This window comes from Chitinasiproducens palmae (assembly GCF_900095735.1).
Taxonomy (GTDB): Bacteria; Pseudomonadota; Gammaproteobacteria; order Burkholderiales; family Burkholderiaceae; genus Chitinasiproducens; species Chitinasiproducens palmae.
Window position 1 is genome coordinate 422801 of sequence record NZ_FNLO01000003.1, and the last position, 19233, is coordinate 442033.

The 19233-nt window shown below is 66.5% G+C and carries 18 protein-coding genes; 5 read left to right on the forward strand and 13 right to left on the reverse strand.

Features of this window, described 5'->3' with window-relative positions; genetic code table 11:
• Positions 1–194: 194 nt before the first annotated feature.
• The 6 genes from BLU54_RS07565 to BLU54_RS07590 form a co-directional block, all read right to left on the reverse strand.
• The gene (locus BLU54_RS07565; protein WP_235837834.1) at positions 195–1166 is read right to left on the reverse strand and encodes a lysophospholipid acyltransferase family protein; all 972 of its coding nucleotides are present in this window, start codon (positions 1164–1166) and stop codon (positions 195–197) included.
• Between the two features lie 5 nt (positions 1167–1171).
• Positions 1172–2449: a dihydroorotase gene (locus tag BLU54_RS07570; protein WP_091906602.1), complete on the reverse strand. Its 1278-nt coding sequence runs from the start codon at positions 2447–2449 to the stop codon at positions 1172–1174.
• A gap of 55 nt (positions 2450–2504) precedes the next feature.
• A complete protein-coding gene (locus BLU54_RS07575; RefSeq protein WP_091906603.1) occupies positions 2505–3509 on the reverse strand; it encodes an aspartate carbamoyltransferase catalytic subunit in 1005 nt (334 codons plus the stop codon).
• Positions 3510–3586: 77 nt separating this feature from the next.
• A complete protein-coding gene (pyrR, locus tag BLU54_RS07580; protein ID WP_091906604.1) occupies positions 3587–4123 on the reverse strand; it encodes a bifunctional pyr operon transcriptional regulator/uracil phosphoribosyltransferase PyrR in 537 nt (178 codons plus the stop codon).
• On the reverse strand, positions 4104–4526 hold the full coding sequence (gene ruvX / locus BLU54_RS07585) for a Holliday junction resolvase RuvX (protein ID WP_091906605.1): 423 nt from the start codon (positions 4524–4526) through the stop codon (positions 4104–4106). The genes pyrR and ruvX overlap by 20 nt, the downstream gene beginning before the upstream one ends.
• The gene (locus BLU54_RS07590) at positions 4523–5095 is read right to left on the reverse strand and encodes a YqgE/AlgH family protein (protein WP_091906606.1); all 573 of its coding nucleotides are present in this window, start codon (positions 5093–5095) and stop codon (positions 4523–4525) included. The genes ruvX and BLU54_RS07590 overlap by 4 nt, the downstream gene beginning before the upstream one ends.
• 33 nt (positions 5096–5128) lie before the next feature.
• Between BLU54_RS07590 and BLU54_RS07595 the strand changes: the two genes are divergently transcribed.
• Positions 5129–6766: a cryptochrome/photolyase family protein gene (locus BLU54_RS07595; RefSeq protein WP_139169545.1), complete on the forward strand. Its 1638-nt coding sequence runs from the start codon at positions 5129–5131 to the stop codon at positions 6764–6766.
• Positions 6767–7541: 775 nt separating this feature from the next.
• Here BLU54_RS07595 and BLU54_RS07605 read toward each other — a convergent pair.
• From BLU54_RS07605 to groES, 3 genes are all read right to left on the reverse strand, one after another.
• Entirely contained in the window at positions 7542–7712 is a 171-nt protein-coding gene (locus tag BLU54_RS07605) for a rubredoxin (protein ID WP_004186709.1), read from the reverse strand.
• Between the two features lie 409 nt (positions 7713–8121).
• On the reverse strand, positions 8122–9768 hold the full coding sequence (gene groL / locus BLU54_RS07610; protein ID WP_091906609.1) for a chaperonin GroEL: 1647 nt from the start codon (positions 9766–9768) through the stop codon (positions 8122–8124).
• 41 nt (positions 9769–9809) lie between these two features.
• Positions 9810–10100: a co-chaperone GroES gene (gene groES, locus BLU54_RS07615; RefSeq protein WP_091906612.1), complete on the reverse strand. Its 291-nt coding sequence runs from the start codon at positions 10098–10100 to the stop codon at positions 9810–9812.
• 305 nt (positions 10101–10405) lie between these two features.
• Here groES and BLU54_RS07620 point away from each other — a divergent pair, with 305 nt between their 5' ends.
• Entirely contained in the window at positions 10406–10813 is a 408-nt protein-coding gene (locus BLU54_RS07620) for a GlcG/HbpS family heme-binding protein (RefSeq protein WP_091906723.1), read from the forward strand.
• A gap of 1091 nt (positions 10814–11904) precedes the next feature.
• On the opposite strand, the gene BLU54_RS07625 is transcribed toward BLU54_RS07620, so the two are convergent.
• Together BLU54_RS07625 and BLU54_RS24360 are read right to left on the reverse strand one after the other, a co-directional pair.
• The gene (locus BLU54_RS07625; RefSeq protein WP_091906725.1) at positions 11905–13068 is read right to left on the reverse strand and encodes an MFS transporter; all 1164 of its coding nucleotides are present in this window, start codon (positions 13066–13068) and stop codon (positions 11905–11907) included.
• 221 nt (positions 13069–13289) lie between these two features.
• Positions 13290–13424 carry a hypothetical protein gene (locus BLU54_RS24360; RefSeq protein WP_268874511.1) on the reverse strand — a complete coding sequence of 45 codons (135 nt, stop codon included), beginning with the start codon at positions 13422–13424 and terminating at the stop codon, positions 13290–13292.
• Between the two features lie 299 nt (positions 13425–13723).
• Here BLU54_RS24360 and BLU54_RS07635 point away from each other — a divergent pair, with 299 nt between their 5' ends.
• The 3 genes from BLU54_RS07635 (at position 13724) to BLU54_RS07645 (ending at position 17263) form a co-directional block, all read left to right on the forward strand.
• Positions 13724–14626, forward strand: coding sequence for a metal ABC transporter solute-binding protein, Zn/Mn family (locus tag BLU54_RS07635; RefSeq protein WP_091906615.1), 903 nt, complete (start codon positions 13724–13726; stop codon positions 14624–14626).
• Positions 14627–15456: 830 nt separating this feature from the next.
• Entirely contained in the window at positions 15457–16479 is a 1023-nt protein-coding gene (locus BLU54_RS07640; protein WP_235837835.1) for a metal ABC transporter ATP-binding protein, read from the forward strand.
• Positions 16472–17263: a metal ABC transporter permease gene (locus BLU54_RS07645; protein WP_091906619.1), complete on the forward strand. Its 792-nt coding sequence runs from the start codon at positions 16472–16474 to the stop codon at positions 17261–17263. The genes BLU54_RS07640 and BLU54_RS07645 overlap by 8 nt, the downstream gene beginning before the upstream one ends.
• 323 nt (positions 17264–17586) lie before the next feature.
• On the opposite strand, the gene fghA is transcribed toward BLU54_RS07645, so the two are convergent.
• Together fghA and BLU54_RS07655 are read right to left on the reverse strand one after the other, a co-directional pair.
• Positions 17587–18435 (reverse strand): S-formylglutathione hydrolase, encoded by an 849-nt coding sequence (fghA, locus tag BLU54_RS07650; RefSeq protein ID WP_091906727.1) that lies wholly within the window; start codon positions 18433–18435, stop codon positions 17587–17589.
• A gap of 114 nt (positions 18436–18549) precedes the next feature.
• Positions 18550–19233, reverse strand: a 684-nt coding sequence (locus tag BLU54_RS07655; RefSeq protein ID WP_139169440.1) for a zinc-binding dehydrogenase, incomplete at its 5' end; no start/stop codon positions are given.

A 19233-nucleotide genomic window follows, 5' to 3' on the forward strand; every position in this document is an offset into this window, starting at 1 on the left:
ACTGCCGATCTCCGACAAGCCCGGCGCCACCCCGACGCTGGCCACGCCGCTCGGCGCCCCGTGCAATGACCTGGCGCCGGCGCATCAGCGCCGGCCACGCCACTGGCTTCACGGCCAGTCTGGCTGCCGGCCACGCGCCCGGCTGCGTCGCCGGATTCGCTGCCGGACCGCGTGCCGGCAGCGGCGCCCTCGCTTCAGCCGTCCTCTGGCAGCATCGCAATGATCGCCTGTCGGGTGGTGTCGGCAAGCGCGCGCCGGGTCAGACCCTCGCTCGCCAGCGGCGGACCGATGGTCAGCCATGCGGTCAGCGGACGGGCGCGCAACAGCGCCATGACCGACGCGTAGAGCGTGGTTTCACCGACAAAGGCCGGCGCATCGGTACGGAACCCGTCCGCGTCCTCGTAGCGGACCGCGATCGGCCGTACCGGCGCGCCGGCTGCATGGGCGGCGGCGAACAGGTTGGCGTGGAACGGCAGGACCGTACTACCGTCCGAGGTCGTGCCTTCCGCGAACAGCGCCACCGGCTCGCCGGCACCGATGTGCTGCGCGAGGACATCGACCACTCGCTTCGCATCGCTGCGTTTGCCGCGCTCGATGAAAAGCGTTCCGACTTCGCTGGCCAGCCAGCCGATGACAGGCCAGCCCCGAATTTCGGATTTCGCGACGAAATGCGTCGGCCGCCAGCCATCGATCACGAAGATGTCGATCCAGGAGATGTGGTTGGCCACCAGCAGTGCCGGCGCTTCGGCCGCCGAGGCCGCCGAGTCCGTGGGGATCGCGGCCTGTAACCCGGCCGGCGCTTCTGCGTGCAACCCGGCGTGCAATCCGGCGTGCAATGGGGCGTGCGTTTCGCGTTGCCCGGATGACGGCGCTGCCGCCACGTGGTATCGCACACGCAGCGTCATCCCACAGATCGCGAGCAGACGGCGCGACCAGTTGCGCACCAGGGCTGCGCGGCGCGGCGGCGCAGCCAACCGGTAGGGCAACAGCAGCGTCAGCACGCCGACCAGCAGATGCACGACCAGCCGCGCGATCCGCAGCCACGCGCCCAGCCTTGCACCCGGCCGCGTGCCGGGACCCCTGCCTCCGCTCGGCACCCGCGCCGACCCGTCTTCGGACTGCGCCGCGCCGGCGGCCCGGCCCGCAGCGGCCGGTTCGGACAGCATCGGGGTCAGGTCCGCTCGTACGCGATGCGGCCGTCGACCAGGGTCGCGACCACGCGTCCCGGCAGCTCGTAGCCCGCGAAAGGCGTGTTGTGTCCCTGGCTGACCAGCCGCGACGGTTCGACGTGCCAGTACGCGGACGGATCGAAGATGCACAGGTCGGCACGGCCGCCGACGCTGCACGCGTTCTCGGCCAGGCCGATCAGCCGTGCCGCGTTGATCGTCACCGGCTTGAGCGCGCGTTCGAGCGGCAGCTTCGCTTCCTGCGCCCACTTGACGATCAGCGACAGCAGCAGCTCGACGCCGGTGGCGCCGGGCGATGCCTCGGCGAATGGCAGCAGCTTGTGGTCGTCGTCGAGCGGGGTGTGATCCGAACAGACCACGTCGATGGTGCCGTCGGCCAGGCCATCGCGGATCGCGTCGCGGTCGCGAACCTGCCGCAGCGGCGGGTCGAGTCGATACTGCGCGTCGAAATAGCCAATGTCCACGTCGCACAGATGCACGTGGTTGGCGGTCACATCGCAGGTCACCGGCAATCCTTCGGCCTTCGCCTCGCGCACCAGCGCGATACCGGCGGCCGACGAAACATGCGACAGGTGCACGCTGACGCCGGTCGTGCGCATCAGTTCGAAGATCGTGTGCAGCGCGATCGTCTCGGCGGCCACCGGCACGCCGGAGAGACCGAGGCGCGAAGCGAACGCGCCGCTGGCAGCCACCCCGTCCGCCGACAACGCGGCGTCCATTGGCCGCAGCCATACCGTGAAGCCGTGCGTCTTTGCGTACTGCATCGCGCGTAGCAGCGACTTGCTGTCGGTCAGCGGCTGGTCTGCCTGCGAAAAGCCGACGCAGCCGGAGTCGCGCAATTGCACCATCTCCGTGATGACGCGGCCACCCAGGCCGACGGTGAGCGCGCCCAGCGGATAGATGCGCGGTCCGTTGAGCTTGCGCGCACGGAACTGCAGCATGTCGATCAGGCCCGGCTCGTCGAGCGGCGGATCGGTATCCGGCGGACAGACCACGCTGGTGATGCCGCCGGCCGCCGCGGCCGCCATCTCGGAATGCAAGGTCGCGCGGTGTTCGTTGCCCGGCTCGCGCAGGCGTGCGCAGACGTCGACCAGGCCCGGCGCGACGCTCAGTCCCGCGGCATCGATCGTCCGCTCGACGGTGAAGTCCGCCGGCGCGTCGCCGCGCGCGACGATCTTGCCGTGCGCGATGTACAGGTCGGTCTGGCTGGCGCTGCCGGCCACCGGATCGAGCAGGCGGCCGCCCTTGATGTGAATCTTCATGCGTGGGTCAGGATGAGGCCCGAAGGCCGAGTCGGGGAAAGCGCAGTACCCGCGCTCAATCGTTGTTGCCTGCGACGATGCTCATCACCGCCATCCGCACCGCGATGCCGAAGGTCACCTGGTCCAGAATGACCGACTGCGGGCCGTCGGCGACCTGCGAGTCGATCTCGACGCCGCGGTTCATCGGGCCAGGGTGCATCACGATCGCGTCGGGCTTGGCCAATGCCAGCCGCTCCGGCGTCAGTCCCCAGCTTTTGAAGTATTCCTGGGCCGACGGCAGCAGCGCGCCGCTCATGCGTTCGTTCTGCAGGCGCAGCATGATGACCACGTCGACATCGCGCAAGCCGGCCGCCATGTCGTGGAACACGCGCACGCCCATTTCCTCCAGCCCGCCCGGCAGCAGCGTACGCGGTCCGATCGCGCGCACCTCGGGCACGCCCAGCGTGGTCAACGCATGGATGTCGGAGCGCGCGACGCGCGAGTGCAGGATGTCGCCGACGATGGCCACACGCAACTGGCGAAAATCGCCCTTGAAGTGGCGGATCGTGTACATGTCGAGCAGGCCCTGCGTCGGATGCGCATGGCGGCCGTCGCCGGCGTTGACCACGTGCACGTGCGGCGCACAATGCTGCGCGATCAGGAACGGCGCACCGCTCTGCGCATGGCGGACCACGAACATGTCGGCGTGCATCGCCGACAGGTTGTTGATCGTGTCGAGCAGCGATTCGCCTTTCGCGGTCGAAGAGGCGTTGATGTTCAGATTCAGCACGTCGGCCGACAGGCGCTTCGCGGCGATCTCGAAGGTCGTGCGGGTCCGCGTCGAATTCTCGAAGAACAGGTTGAACACCGACTTGCCGCGCAGCAGCGGCACCTTCTTGATCTCGCGGTCGGTGACGCTGACGAACTGCCCGGCCGTGTCGAGGATATGGGTGACGATGTCGCGCGGCAGGCCCTCGATCGTCAGCAGGTGCTTGAGCTCGCCGTTGCGGGTCAGCTGGGGATGGCCCTTGAGAAAGGCCGGACGCGGTGCGACGGAGGCGGACGCAACAGGGCTGTTCATGTGTCTTAGCTTGCTTGGAATCGAAACGGGCCGCGCCTGAAGACGCACCGAAATGACCGGCTGGCCGGCGCCTTGACTCAGGAAGCCGGGCGCAGTTCGGTCTCGAACGCCAGGCGGCCATCGTCCGCGCGAGTCAGCACCAGGATCTCGTCGTCGGCGACGTCGGCCTCGGCGCCGACGAAGCGCGCGCCGATCGGCAACTCGCGCCCGCCGCGATCGGCCAGCACCGCCAGGTCCACGGACGCCGGCCGGCCGTAATCATACAACTCGTTGAGTGCGGCGCGAATCGTTCTGCCGGTGAACAGCACGTCGTCGAGCAACAGCAGGCGCTGTTCGCCGACCGCGAACGGCAGCGATGTGGGCTGCGGCGACGCCTGCAGGCCCTTTTCCGCGAAGTCGTCACGATGCAGCGCGATGTTCACCGTGCCGAACAGCGGCGCCTGGCCGGGCGCGGCGACATCGCGCGCGATTCGTTCCGCCAGCCACGCCCCGCCGCTGACGATGCCCACCGGCAACACGCCATCGGGGCGGCCAAGGGCGTCGCCATAGGCGGCGCGCAACTGGTCGAACAGCGTTCGGTACAACGCTTCAGCGTCAAGCAAGTCCGTTTTCATCGAAATACTGTTGGAGAATGATGCGGGCCGCCTCGGCGTCGAGACGGGCGCCGGGCGCAAGACGCCCGCCCTGCGCCAGCACGTCAGCGGCGGCGCGCGACGAATAGCGTTCGTCGACCCACGACACCGGCAGCCCGAAGCGGCCGTTGAGTTGATTGCCGAAGCGGCGGGCCAATTGCGTCATCGCATGCGGCGCGCCGTCGGGATGGCAAGGCAGGCCGACCACGAGATGGTCCGGCTGCCATTCCGCGATCAAGCGTCCGACTGCCTCGAAGCGCCAGGCGCGATCGCGGTTCTCGATGATCGTCAAGGCCCGCGCCTGGCCGAGCAACGCATTGCCCAAGGCGACACCGATGCGCTTTTCGCCGTAGTCGAAAGCCAGCAGCGTCGCCGCAGCGGTCATGCGTGACCCGCCTCGCCGGAAAGCATCGATGCAGTGATGCCGAGCAGCGCCAGCGCGCCGTCGAAGCGGGCCTCGGCCGGCGTATCGAAGATGATGCGCGGATCGGCCTCGACGGTCAGCCAGCCATTGCTGGCCAATTCCTCTTCGAGCTGTCCGGCGCCCCAGCCCGCATGGCCCAGCGTGAGCAGGAACCGGCTCGGGCCGCCGCCGTTCGCGACTGCCTCCAGCACGTCCTTCGACGTCGTCATTTCGAGGCCGCCCGGCACCGACAGCGACGACGAATACTTGCCCATCGGGTCGTGCAGCACGAAGCCGCGCTCGGTCTGCACGGGGCCGCCGAAGTACACCGGCAGGCGGTTCAGCGGCTCGATCTCCAGCTTCAGGTCGATGCGGGTGAACAGCGACTGGAGGTCGATGTCGGTCGGCCGATTGATGACCAGGCCGAGCGCCCCCTGCTCGCTATGCTCGCAGCAGTACACCACCGTACCCGCAAATGTCGGATCGGTCATACTGGGCATTGCAATCAGGAACTGATTGGTGAGATTGATCCGATCTGGGCTCGTCGACATGGTCAGAATTCTAGCAAAAGAGGTAGCTCGCGCATGACGGACTTCAACCGCGCACTCGTCTGGTTCCGGCGCGATCTGCGCATCAGCGACCACGCTGCACTTTATCACGCGCTCAGCCGTGCCCGCGAAGTGTGCGCGGTGTTCGTGTTCGACACCGACATCCTGGCCGGGCTTCCGTCCGATGACCGGCGCGTGGCATTCATCCATGAGAGCGTCGCCGCACTGGACGCCGAGCTGCGCGCCGCCGGCAGCGCACTCCACGTCGTGCACGGGCGGGCCATCGACCTGATTCCACAAGTGGCCCGCGCCTGCGACGCGCAGGCCGTCTTCGTCAACGGCGATGTCGAACCCGCCGCCGTTGCGCGTGACGAGGCCGTCGCCGAGACGCTCGCCGAGGCCGACATCGCATACCATGCGTTCGAGGATCGCTCGATCGTCGCGCCCGCCGCCCTGCTCAACAAGGCCGGCAAGCCCTATACGGTGTTCACGCCGTACAAGCGCGCATGGCTGGCGCGCGCCGTTCCCGACGAACTCGGCGCATTCGAAACCGTCCCCTTGCTCGAACGCATGGCGAGCCGCGAACGCTTGCCGCTGCTGCGCGATTCACGCGTCCCGACCCTCGCCTCGCTCGGCTTCGGCGCCGCGCAAAGTCCAACCGAAGGCGGCAGCGATGCCGCCGTCGCCCAACTGGATGCCTTCCTCGAACGGATCGCGCGTTACCACCGCGACCGCGACACGCCCGCCATCGACGCGCAGAGCGGCCTGGGCATCCATCTTCGCCACGGCACCCTCTCACCGCGCGCCGCCGCGCGCGCAGCCTACGCGGCGAGCCTTCACGCACGGGAGCGCGACGGCGCGGAGACATGGCTGTCGGAACTGGCGTGGCGCGACTTCTTCGCCCAGATTCTCCATCACCATCCGCGGTTGGTGCAGCATCGACACCGCGCCTCGTTCAAGCCGGCTTACGATCGCATCGTGTGGGCCGACGGCAAAGAAGCCGACCGCCACTTCCGGGCCTGGTGCGAAGGCCGTACCGGCTATCCGATCGTCGATGCGGGCATGCGTCAGCTCGTCCAGAGCGGCTTCATGCACAACCGCCTCAGGATGATCACCGCGAGCTTCCTTTGCAAGGATCTCGGCATCGACTGGCGACGCGGCGAGTCGTTCTTCGAACGCCACTTGAACGATTTCGAACTGTCGTCGAACAACGGAAACTGGCAATGGGCGGCGTCGAGCGGCTGCGACGCCCAGCCGTGGTTCCGCATTTTCAACCCGGTCGAGCAATCCAGGCGCTTCGATGCCAACGGTGATTTCATCCGGAAATGGGTGCCCGAGCTGGCACCCCTGCCCGCCTCGGCGCTCCACGCGCCCTGGCAAGCCGCGGCGACACTACTCGCGGAGGCCGGCATAACGATCGGCGACGATGCGAGCCACACCTATCCCGGTCCGATCGTCGATCACCGCGAGGCGCGCGAAGCCACGCTGCAACGCTACGACGTGGTTCGGGAAGCGAGGCTGACCGGTCAACCCGGCGCTGTCGGACGTGGTAAGCGCGGCGGGGATGGCTGGAGCGACGGGCACGACGGGCACGACGGGAACGACGGGAACGACGGGGACGACAGCGAGGACGCCGGCGCTGGTACCGGCGAGGGCGACGATCAGGCGGCGTAGCGGGAGCGCGCAGCGCCCCGAGAGGCGCATGCGTCAGACGGACGCTAGCCGAATCCAATGTCACGCCACTTACCGATGCCGCCGCGTCCTCACGGAGACACCGCCACGGACGGTCGGACCGTGCGTCGGTCACGCCGCCTTCATCGTCCGACACGCTGCCCTGTCCATGACTGGTGTGTGAACCCAGTGAGACGTCGGCGAGCCTTCCCGGTTTCGGGAAGCGAGCCTTCGGCACGCGCACGGTACGCAGGCTCAATCGGTCGGCGTTGCTGGCAGCCGCATGACGATAGCCGATGGCACAACCTTAATCGGAGTCGCGGTCAGCTCATGGCGATGCGCAACGCGCAATCGGCAATCGGCAATCGGCAATCGGCAATCGGCAATCGGCAATCGGCAATCGGCAATCGGCAATCGGCAATCGGCAATGTGCAATGTGCGACGGGCAACAGACAATACGCAGTTGGCTGCTCGCAGTACGCTGTCCCCAGTAAGCCGGTCGGACCGCCCGGGTGATCCGAAGGTTGCCCGCACGGCGTTTCAGCGCCGCCGGATTCGAACAGAACCGTAAGCGGCAGGCCTCTGCCATTCAATTGACAATGGCCAGAGCGCGCTTGTGGAACGGGCCGGGATCAATCAAAACCGACTGGTAAGGGCCGTTACGAAGCGGCACCTAGCTTGACTTATAGCTGGACCTGTCTGTAACCGCGTGCAGCTGCGTGGACCCACCGGCATCCGCCCGCCCGGCCAGTGCCTACGCGCGAGACGTTCGGTCAGATCAGATTTGCACCATTTCGAAATCTTCCTTGCGCGCACCGCATTCCGGGCACGTCCAGTTGATCGGCACGTCTTCCCAACGCGTGCCAGGCGCAATGCCCTCTTCCGGCAGGCCAGCCTCTTCATCGTAGATCCAACCGCAGATCAGGCACATCCAACTCTTGTATTCCATGCGGGGCAGGCGTCGAACGCCGTTGTGTAAGTAGTGGCAAGGCGAAATGGTAACGCCTCGTGGTCACCCTGAGAAGCAGGCACCGTGCCGCGCAAGGCGGGCGAAATGGGTCCACAGGCGCTCAAACGCGACGGATCGGGGCAAACCGGGCGAACCGCGCAAAACGCGGCAGCGGAAAGCGAGGCGGCGGCGAGCCGAGGCCTCGCAAGACACCGCGGCGACCGGCAGTCGTCAAGCGGACCGGGTTGTAGTCCGACCGGCGCGTCCGCTGGCCAACGCCTCCTCCGATCTCGCGCATATGGGGCTTGCGCGAGCGCGAAAAAAAACCGCAGCCGAAGCTGCGGTTCGCGTATGCACATTGGCACAACGCGCCTGCCGGCCAGCGGCGAACCGCTGGCTAGCCGACGACTTACATGTCCATGCCCATGCCGCCCATGCCACCCGGCATGCCGCCACCCATTGCCGGCGCATCCTTCTTCGGCAATTCGGCAACTGCGCAGTCCGTGGTCAACAGCAGGCCAGCCACCGAAGCGGCGTTCTGCAGCGCGGTGCGCGTGACCTTGGTCGGATCGACGACGCCGGCGTCGACCATGTCGACATATTCGCCCGTCGCCGCGTTGTAGCCGTGGTTGCCTTCGCTTTGCGCGACGGCGGCCACGACGACGCTGGCTTCTTCGCCACCGTTCGTGACGATCTGACGCAGCGGCTCTTCCATCGCGCGCAGCACGATCTTCACGCCGGCGTCCTGGTCAGCGTTGTCGCCCTTGATCGACGAAGCGATCGCCTTGCGAGCGCGGATCAGCGCAACGCCGCCGCCCGGAACGATGCCTTCCTCGACAGCTGCGCGCGTGGCGTGCAGCGCGTCTTCGACACGCGCCTTCTTTTCCTTCATTTCGACTTCGGTCGCAGCGCCAACCTTGATGACTGCCACACCGCCAGCCAGCTTGGCCACGCGCTCTTGCAGCTTTTCCTTGTCGTAGTCCGAGGTGGCTTCCTCGATCTGCGCGCGGATCTGCTTGACGCGACCTTCGATTTCCGAACCTTCGCCAGCGCCGTCGATGATCGTCGTGTTTTCCTTGCCCACTTCGATGCGTTGCGCTTGGCCCAGATCGTCGAGCGTCGCCTTTTCGAGCGTCAGACCCACTTCCTCGGCGATGACCTTGCCGCCGGTCAGGATCGCGATGTCTTCCAGCATGGCCTTGCGGCGGTCGCCGAAGCCCGGCGCCTTCACGGCAACCGTCTTCAGGATGCCACGGATGCTGTTCACGACCAGCGTCGCGAGCGCTTCGCCTTCGATGTCTTCAGCGATGATCAGCAGCGGACGGCCAGCCTTCGCAACTTGCTCGAGCACCGGCAGCAGATCGCGGATGTTCGAGATCTTCTTGTCGTGCAGCAGGACGAACGGGTTGTCCAGGACGGCGATCTGCTTTTCCTGGTTGTTGATGAAGTACGGCGACAGGTAGCCGCGGTCGAACTGCATGCCTTCGACCACGTCCAGCTCGTCGGCCAGCGACTTGCCGTCTTCAACAGTGATCACGCCTTCCTTGCCGACCTTTTCCATCGCCTGGGCGATGCGCTCACCGATCGAGGTGTCGCTGTTGGCCGAGATCGAACCGACCTGTGCGATTTCCTTGTTGGTCGTGCAGGGCTTGCTGATCTTGCGCAGTTCTTCGACAGCAGCCGCGACGGCCTTGTCGATGCCACGCTTCAGGTCCATCGGGTTCATGCCCGAGGCAACGTACTTCATGCCTTCGCGGACGATCGACTGCGCCAGCACGGTCGCCGTCGTCGTGCCGTCACCGGCGTTGTCGCTGGTCCGGGAAGCAACTTCCTTGACCATCTGCGCGCCCATGTTCTGGAGCTTGTCTTCGAGTTCGATTTCCTTCGCAACCGACACACCGTCCTTGGTGACGGTCGGGCCGCCGAAGCTGCGCTCGAGCACGACGTTGCGGCCCTTCGGGCCCAGCGTGACCTTGACCGCATTGGCCAGGATGTTCACGCCCTCAACCATCTTGGCACGGGCCGAATCGCCGAAAATGACGTCTTTAGCTGCCATCAGAAACTCCTAAGTCTTTTTGAACGAGAGATGGGGGTCGCTTACTGCTGGACCACGGCCATGATGTCTTCTTCGCGCATGACGAGCAGTTCCTGCCCGTCGACCTTGACGGTCTGGCCGGCATACTTGCCGAACAGCACGCGGTCGCCAACCTTGACGTCGAGCGCGATCAGCGCGCCCTTGTCGTCTTTCTTGCCTTGACCAACGGCCAGGATCTCGCCCTGGTCCGGCTTTTCGGCGGCCGAATCCGGAATCACGATGCCCGACGACGTCTTCGTTTCGTTATCCAGGCGCTTGACGATTACGCGATCGTGCAAAGGACGCAGGTTCATAAAAACTCCTCTTCTCAAGATGTTCAGGAAGGGCAGACAACCGCCCGCCTAAGGCCGGCGGTGATGACGATTGTTAGCACTCTCGTCTAACGAGTGCCAATTATAGGGACCACCCGTTTCAATTTCAAGGCAGTTATCGCGCATCGGCTTGTCATCCCTTCGTTCGCGTTCACGGACTGCCCGTAGCATGCACCCGCACCTGCTCGTGCCGCACCCCTGCCCTTCGCTCTATGCCGGATGGCCGCATGGTCCCGATCGAGACGCACGGTGATAATGCGGAACTTCAATACTTTCGGAGCACTGCCATGAAACAGAAGCACATCCTGGAAATCGCCGACGTACAGGCGATCCTTGCCGCTGCGCAACAGGAAGCGGTCGACAACGGCTGGCGCGTCGCGATCAGCGTCGTCGACGACGGTGGCCATCTGCTCGGCACCTTTCGGCTGGACGGTGCGGCACCGATGACGGCAGGCATGTCACACGCGAAGGCGCGCACGGCGGCGCTCGGCCGGCGGGAATCCCGTCTATACGAGGAGATCATCAACAATGGCCGGACGGCCTTTCTTTCCGCGCCAGGACTGGAGGGCTTGCTGGAAGGTGGCGTCCCGATCGTAGTCGACGGGGAATGTATCGGAGCGGTCGGCGTTTCGGGCGTCAAGTCCGTGGAGGATGCCCAGATCGCCCGTGCCGGCATCGCGGCGCTTGGCCATTGACACGGAACGCGTCGTGCAATCGCAGCTTACGGACAACACATCCCGACGCGAAAACGCGGCACGCCTCTGCGTCGCGCCGTCTCACTGCAAGATCTGAACGCGCCATCGAAGCGCGGCGCGCGCGGACAGCGATCAGAGCCGGCGTGACCGTCGGGCTATTGACGAGCGTGCCGGCCGTAAAGGCAACATGGTCGGCAGCGGCGGGACCTGCGTCGGCGCAATCGGCACCGGTGTCGGTGCCGACGAAGTGCTTGCAAAGTCCCGGCGAAGTGCCTTGCAGCCGGCCACGGCGGGCGGCAACGACGGCAGCGGGGGTACACGGTTGAAGCTGGCCGCTGCAAGCGCGGACGGACGCGCTTGATCGGAACCCAGGCAGGACCGCGTCCCTGGCGGCGGTTCTTTGCCGAGGGGTGCTTGCCGAGGGGTGCTTGCCGAGGGGTGCTTGCCGAGGGGTGCTTGCCGAGGGGTGCTTGCCGAGGGGTGCTTGCCGGGGGGGGCTTGCCGGGGGTGCGTGCGTACAGATGCTTGGCGAGGGACGCCGGGTGCCCGGTGCTGACAGCGGGTGCTCGGTGGCAGGTACTGAGCGGCGGGTGCTGGACAGTGAGTGCTGGACAGTGAGTGCTGGACGGCGGGTACCGCATGGCGGGTACCGCATGGCGGGTGCTGCACGGCGGGTGTTGCATGGTGGGTGCTGCACGGCGGGTGCTGCATGGCCGGTGCTACACGGCGGGTGCTGCATGGCCGGTGCTGCATGGCCGGTGCTGGTGTCAGGTGCTGGTGTCAGGTGCTGGTGTCAGGTGCTGGTGTCAGGTGCTGGTGGCAGGTGCTGGTGGCAGGTGCTGGTGGCAGGTGCTGGTGGCGACGCCATGGTGAAGCGGTCAGACATTTTCACGCTCCGTGCCAGTCGCAAGGCTTTGCCGGAAGGTCGGCGATGGAGATGCGAAAATGCTGCTGTCGGGCCGCGGAATATTCGCCCTGCCGCAGCCACTGTCGGCTGGCTGCGCCTGCCGTCCCGCATTTGCCGTCTCGCATCTGCCGTCCCGCACCGGCTTTTGCGCCCGGCCTGCTCAGTTCACTCGCCCCCGCGGCCCTTATCGCGCTTCCTGGGCGACACGTCGGCGGTTCAGGCCGACGCTAAGCACTGTCAGGCCGAGACCGCCCAGTGCCAATGCAACGCTCAACGCCGGCAGGCTGGTCAGGCCCACCCCGGCTTCGATCGCGACGCCGCCGAGCCAGGCGCCGATCGCATTACCCAGATTGAAGGCGCCCTGATTGAGGGTGGACGCAAGATTCGGCGCACTGCGCGCGGCGTCGACCACCAGGATCTGCAGCGGCGGCACAAGGGCGAAGGCCACCGTGCCCCAGGCAACGATGATCACCATCGCCGGCACGGCATGGCGGACCATGAACGGGAAAAGGACAAGCACGGCAATCACCGCGCAGAACAGACCAACGATCGCAGGCATTCTCCGCCAGTCCGCAAGCCGCCCGCCCAGCAGGCTCCCGATCGTGAGTCCAACGCCAAACAGCAGCAGCATTGCGGTAACACCGTGCGGCGTTACGCCGGTGACCGTCTCCAGGATCGGCGTGATGTAGGTAAACACCGTGAACAGGCTGGCCGAAGCCAGCACACTGGTGCTCAACGCCAGCAGAACGCGCCGATCGGACAGGACGCTGAACTCGCGTGCCAGCTGCGTCGGTGCCATGTCGACACGCTCTGGCAACCAGCGCTGTAAAGCCGCGGCCGCCAGCAGCCCGATCAGGGTCACCGCCCAGAACGTTGCGCGCCACCCCAGCCATTGTCCCAACGCGGTACCCAAGGGCACGCCCAGCACATTGGCCAGCGTCAGCCCGAGAAACATCAGCGCGATTGCCTGTGCACGTCGGCGCGGCGGGACAAGATCGGCTGCGACGATCGAGCCGATTCCGAAGAAGGCTCCGTGACAGAACGCGGTCAACACGCGGGCGCTCATCAACAGCATGTAGCCAGGCGCGATCGCGCAGAGCATATTGCCGACGATGAAGATACCGATCAGCAGCATCAACGCACGCTTGCGTGGCATTCGTGCCGTCGCAACCGCCAAGATCGGCGCGCCTATTGTGACTCCGAGCGCGTAGCCGGAGACGAGCATCCCGGCCGCCGGGATCGTGACACCAAGGTCGCGTGCCACGTTCGGCAACAGGCCCATGATGACGAATTCGGTTGTGCCGATGCCGAAGGCGGCTATCGCCAGTGCGAGCAACGGCAAGGGCACGGCTTGGGAGAAACGTGAGGCAAAGGACATCGGCAACACTTCTGCGAGACGGGGACAGGACGGGGACGGAACAGAGACCGGGCGGTCATCAAGGCTCGGCGGTGCTCTGAACCACAGCATCCGCCCGCCAACCTCGTGAGAGCAGCCATTATAGAGAACAAGGGAAAACCCTTGATTGTCTTGTCCGAGCAGCAGTGGCGGTCCAGCTCGCTTCGCGGGCGTCACGGCTTGCCGTCATCCGATCCCTGATCGCCTCTATGTCGCTCCAGCCTGGCCTCGGCGTCGGCCTTGGCATCGGCCTTGGCATCGGCATCGGCATCGGCTTCGGCTTCGGCTTCGGCTTCGGCTTCAGTCAAGGTTCTGAGCGCGGTTTCGATCGCGGCTCTGATTGCGCCTACTGTCTGCGCCTACCGTCCCGGCTACGGTTTCTGCTTAGCTTCCGTTCCGATTTCCTTTCCGGTTTTGGCCCAAGCGTCAGCTACTCCTCGTTCGGGAGCGTGCAGGCAAGCGCATGCCATGGCCCGCCGACGGCTGTGCTTTGAATGACAGCGGCGTCCGACGACCGGTACCAAGCCGAGCCTTGCGGGCGTGCAAGCCTATTGGCGGCACCCGCTCGAAATGTTATATTGTTTCAAACTTTTCACGTGGTCTGTCTATGTTCTGTCCTGCCCTGCGTCGCGCACCCCGTACCCTGCGCGCGCTGTCTCTTTCCATTGCACTGTTCGGGTTGGTCATCGACACCGCGCACGCCGCCCGTGCGATGCCAGTCGTCGCGGCCGAGAACTTCTACGGGGACATCGTCCAGCAGATCGGCGGCCAGAACGTCGAGGTCACGAGCATCCTGTCCAACCCTGAACAAGATCCGCATGCGTTCGAGGCGTCACCCACCGTCGCACGTCAACTCGCAGCGGCGAAACTGGTGGTGTACAACGGCGCGGGCTATGACGCCTGGCTGGAAAAGCTCTTGAGCGCGTCGCGCGGCAATCAACGACATGTGATTGCCGCTGCTCCGCTGGTCGGAAAGAAAGACGGCGACAACCCTCACCTCTGGTACCTGCCTGCAACGATGCCCGCGGTCGCAAAGGCGGTCGGCGCATATCTGGAGCGGCAGGACCCGGCGCATCGGACCGACTACGCGGCGAATCTCTCGCAGGTGTTGTCGCAACTGGCACGGGTCGAGCAACGCGTTGCAGAGATGCGCAAGCGCTACGCTGGCCAACCGGTTACCGCCAGCGAGCCGGTCTTCGGCTATATGGCCGAGGCGCTCGGCCTGCAGATGCGCAACGCCCGCTTCCAACTGGCAGTGATGAATGAGACCGAGCCCTCGGCGAGCGACATTGCGGCATTCGAGCGCGATCTTCGCGAGCACCGGGTCCGCGTCATGATCTACAACAGCCAGACCAGCGATCAGATGACCCGTCGCCTGCTCGGCATCGCCAAGCAGGCCGGCGTGCCGACCGTGGCAGTCACGGAAACCCAACCGGCCGGCAAGCGTTTCGATGCCTGGATGCTCGACACGCTGGATGCGCTGGATCGGGCGCTTGCCGGCGCGCACTGAGTCCGACAGATGTTGGCGGACGTGCCGGCTGGCTGCTGCCCGCCGACACGATGGACGCCACCGCCGCCACGCGCCGTCTTGAGGCGGCGCAACAGGGGATGATTCCACTCGCGACGCGCTTTTTGACCGTGAGCGGCCGGGCAGCCGCGCCGTGCGCTCAGGTCGAATGACGCGAGAGATGTCGCACACCAGCGCCTCGCCGAGCGCCTTCGCAGGCACACTCGCAGGCACCCTCGCAGGCACCCTCGCAGGCACACATGCAAGCCCGCAGTGACGACGGCGCGACGATGCGTTGGAATAGCGAAACGGATATGGCCGGCGCGCTGCTCGAACAAAGATCGCTGACGCATGGCAGCACAACGGCAGGTCGCTCAATCGCGGCTGGCACGCGGCGCCGGCCATCGTGATGACGCATCATGGGCGAGAACCAGCGGCGCCCACCGCCTTGCCTTGCCTTGCCTTGCCTTGCCTTGCCCCGAGCCCGATCGCTGGCATTGCTACGCAGTGACGCGCCGCCGAGCAACCGAGGCCCTTGCAGTCAACGGCCAGCCACCTGTGTCGGTGTTCGTCGATCCGCTTGCTTTGGCCCCGCTGCTGCGCCGCATCGGTCGTGAATCACTCCGCGGTACCCGCTTGCACGGACGGCCGCGATGCGCACCGCGTTCGGCATTCGGCGTTCGGCGTTCGGCGTTCGGCGTTCGGCGTTCGGCGTTCGGCACCATCCACCATTTTTCCGTCGTCCAACGACAGGGGCGGCGGCGGTCTGCGACAATGGCGGCTTTGGCCGGCCGAGCGGGCCGCGTTGCCTGGCCCCACCAACATCCGATGCCGTGAGTGCTGTAGTCCCTCCCTTCCCTGACGCGTCGCATCCGCCCGAGGCGGCCGCGGTCCTGCTGCGCCACGTGAGTCTGGCCCACGGCAGCCGGACGATTCTAGACGACGTGTCGCTGTCGATCTCGCCGGGCGAATTCGTTGGCGTGCTCGGACCGAACGGTGCCGGCAAGACGACGCTGATGCGCGCGTTGATCGGTCTGCTGCCGCACACCGGCGAAATGCGCGTGCTGGGCGAGCCGGTCCGGCGCGGCAATCCCGCGATCGGTTACATGCCGCAGATCCGCGCCTCGCTTGCAGGCCGACGCATCGCCGGCCGTGACCTGGTCGCGGCCGCTGTCGACGGACACCACTGGGGCATTGCGCTGCGGCGAGCCGCGCGCGATCGTGCGGTGCACGCCGCCCTCGACCGCGTCGGTGCCATTCATCTGGCCGATCGGCCGGTGGGCGAACTGTCCGGCGGCGAACGGCAACGGCTGCTGCTTGCCCAGTGCCTGGTTGGCGAACCGAAGATCCTGCTGCTCGACGAGCCGTTGATCAGCCTCGATCCGCACCGCCAGCAGAGCGTAGTGACATTGATTCGCGACGTGGCGCGCGCGCTCGACATCACCGTGCTGTTCTCCGCGCACGAGTTGAATCCCCTGCTCGGGGCGATCGACCGTGTGCTCTATCTGGGCAATGGCTCGGCCGCGCTTGGCACGGTCGACGAGGTGATCACCGCGCCGATCCTCAGCCGGCTCTATGGCGCGCCGATCGACGTGATGCGCGTCGACGGACGGGTCTTTGTGATGTCGGGTGGCCAGTTGATGGACCGCGATCCGCACGGTCATACGCATGACGACGGCGACGCCGGCCACGGCCATGGCGCGCACGACCATGATGCGCATGAGCACGGCACGCATGACCATGCGCATGCACCGTTGGCCGGGCCAGGTGGCACCGGCACGCCTGCCGCGCATCGGCACGCGGACGTGCAAGACACGCCGCGCCACTCATCCGGACCACCCCGCGGCGATGCTTGAATACGACTTCATGGTGAACGCGTTCGCGGCGAGCGGTATCGTCGCGGTCCTTGCCGGCATCGTGGGCTACTTCCTCGTGCTACGCGGCCAGACGTTCGCCGGCCATGCGCTGGCGCACGTCGGCTTCACCGGCGCGACCGGCGCCGCACTGCTTGGCTTGCACCCGCTCGGCGGCATGATCGCGTTCACGCTTGCCGCCGGCGTCGGCATGGGCGCCCTCGGCGAACGCATCGCTGGACGGGATGTCGCGATCGGCGTCGTGCTGTCGCTGGCCTTGGGCGCGGGCCTGTTGTTCTCGCGCTTCTTCAGCACGTCGACCACGCAGATCACTTCGCTGTTGTTCGGCAACGTGCTCGGCGTGGACCGCCACACGCTCGCCGCGTTGGCGGTGCTGGCCGTGCTCAGTCTGGCCGCGCTCACCCTCTTCGGCCGTCGCCTGATCTTCACGTCACTGCAGCCTGAACTGGCCGAAGCCAAGGGCGTGTCGCTGCGTGCCACGTCGATGCTGTTCCTGGCGGTCGTGGCGGTGGCGGTGGCGGCGAGCACGCAGATCGTCGGCGTGCTGCTGGTCTTCACCCTGATGGTCGCGCCGGCCGCCGCCGCGCAGAATCTCGCCGTCGGGCTGGCCAGAGGCGTCGCGCTGGCAGCCGTGCTGTCGCTTGCCGAGGCGTGGAGCGGCATCGCGCTGGCCTATTACACCGACTGGCCGACCAGCTTCTGGATCACCGCGGTGGGCGGCGTGATCTACCTGCTCAGCGCGGCGCGCGGACGGCTGCGTCGCTAGTCCGCCACCGATCGGCGCACGCACCGGGAACTGAACCGCCGCTGCATCGCTCGCAGGTTTTCCGCGCCTCGGTCCGAATGCTTACGCCCAGTCCGCCTGCGCCCGCTCCGCCTGCGCATTCACCGCGTGCGCTCGGCGCCGACGCGAGGCCACTCGCCTTCTTGCCGCACATGCAATAGAACCGCGGGCCAGCCGTCGTGGGCCGCTTCGGCGGCGAACCGGCCCACACGCCGCATCCCGACGTGGCTCCGTCGGGCAATCCGAAGCGCGGCTAGTCCTGCGCGTGCCTCGGTCCCGCGCACAGCGCCGCGGTCGCGCGTACGTCACGCTTTCAGAATCGCCGCATGGTGCGCGATATGGTCCGCCATGAAGCTGGCGATGAAGTAATAGCCGTGATCGTAGCCGGGATGCCGGCGCAGCGTCAGCGATTGACCGCTTTCCTTGCAGGCCGCTTCGAAGGCCTCGGGCAGCAGTTGGCGATCGGCAAGAAAGCTGTCCGCCTCGCCTTGGTCAACCAGGATCGGATGCGGCAGCGGGCGGGACAAGCGGGCGACCAGTTCACTCGCGTCGTAGCGGCGCCAGGCATCCCGGTCCTCGCCAAGGTAGCCGGAGAACGCCTTCTCACCCCATGGGCAGCGCGACGGCGCGGCGATCGGTGCGAATGCCGAGATCGATCGAAACAGCTCCGGATTGCGCAGGCCCAGCGTCAGCGCACCATGCCCGCCCATCGAGTGGCCGAAGATGCCGAGCCGCTGCCGGTCGACCGGCAATTCGCCGGTGACGAGGGCGACCAGCTCGCGCACCAGATAGCTGTACATGCGGTAGCGGCCGGCCCACGGCTCGCGCGTGGCATCGACGTAGAAGCCGGCCCCGGTGCCGAAGTCCCAGCTCTCGTCTTCTCCGGCGATGCCGGCGCCACGCGGGCTGGTGTCCGGCGCGATCAGCGCCAGGCCATGCTCGGCAGCATAGCGCTGCGCACCGGCCTTGGTCGGAAACGTCTCTTCGGTGCAGGTCAGGCCGGCAAGATAGAACAGCCCCGGCACCGCGCCCTGCTCGGCTTCCGCCGGGAGGAATACCGAGAAGCGCATCGGCAGGCCGATTTCCTTCGATTCATGTCGATAGAAACGTTGGACGCCGCCGAATGTACGGTGTTCGGATAGCAGCTCAAGCATGGACGACTCCTGTGCGACGCGCATCGGCCCGCAGTGGCGAGACCGCGATGGCGTCCGATTCTCGAAATTGCGGCGCGGCGCGCAGCCACACCCGATGCAGGGCGGCGGCGACGCTCAGTAGAGCACGACCGAGCGGATCGACTCGCCGCGCTTCATCAGCGCGAAGCCCTCGTTGATGTCCTCCAGCGCCAGCCGGTGCGTGATCAAGTCGTCGATGTTGAGCTTGCCTTCCATATACCAGTCGACGATCTTCGGCACGTCCGTGCGCCCGCGCGCACCGCCAAACGCCGAACCCTTCCACTCGCGCCCGGTCACCAGCTGGAATGGCCGCGTGCTGATCTCCGCGCCCGCCTCCGCCACCCCGATGATGAACGACTGCCCCCAGCCCTTGTGGCAGCACTCCAGCGCCTGGCGCATCGTCTTCGTGTTGCCGATGCACTCGAAGGAATAGTCCGCCCCACCGTCGGTCAGCTGCACGATCGTGTCGACCACATTCTCGACCTCGCCCGGATTGATGAAGTGCGTCATGCCGAACTGGCGCGCCAGCGCCTCGCGCCCCGGGTTCAGGTCGATGCCGATGATCTTGTCCGCCCCGACCATCTTCGCGCCCTGGATCACGTTCAGCCCGATCCCGCCCAGCCCGAACACCACCACGTTCGCGCCCGCCTCCACCTTCGCCGAGAACACCACCGCCCCGACCCCGGTCGTCACCCCGCAGCCGATGTAGCAGACCTTGTCGAACGGCGCGTCCGGGCGGATCTTCGCCAGCGCGATCTCCGGCACCACGATGAAATTCGA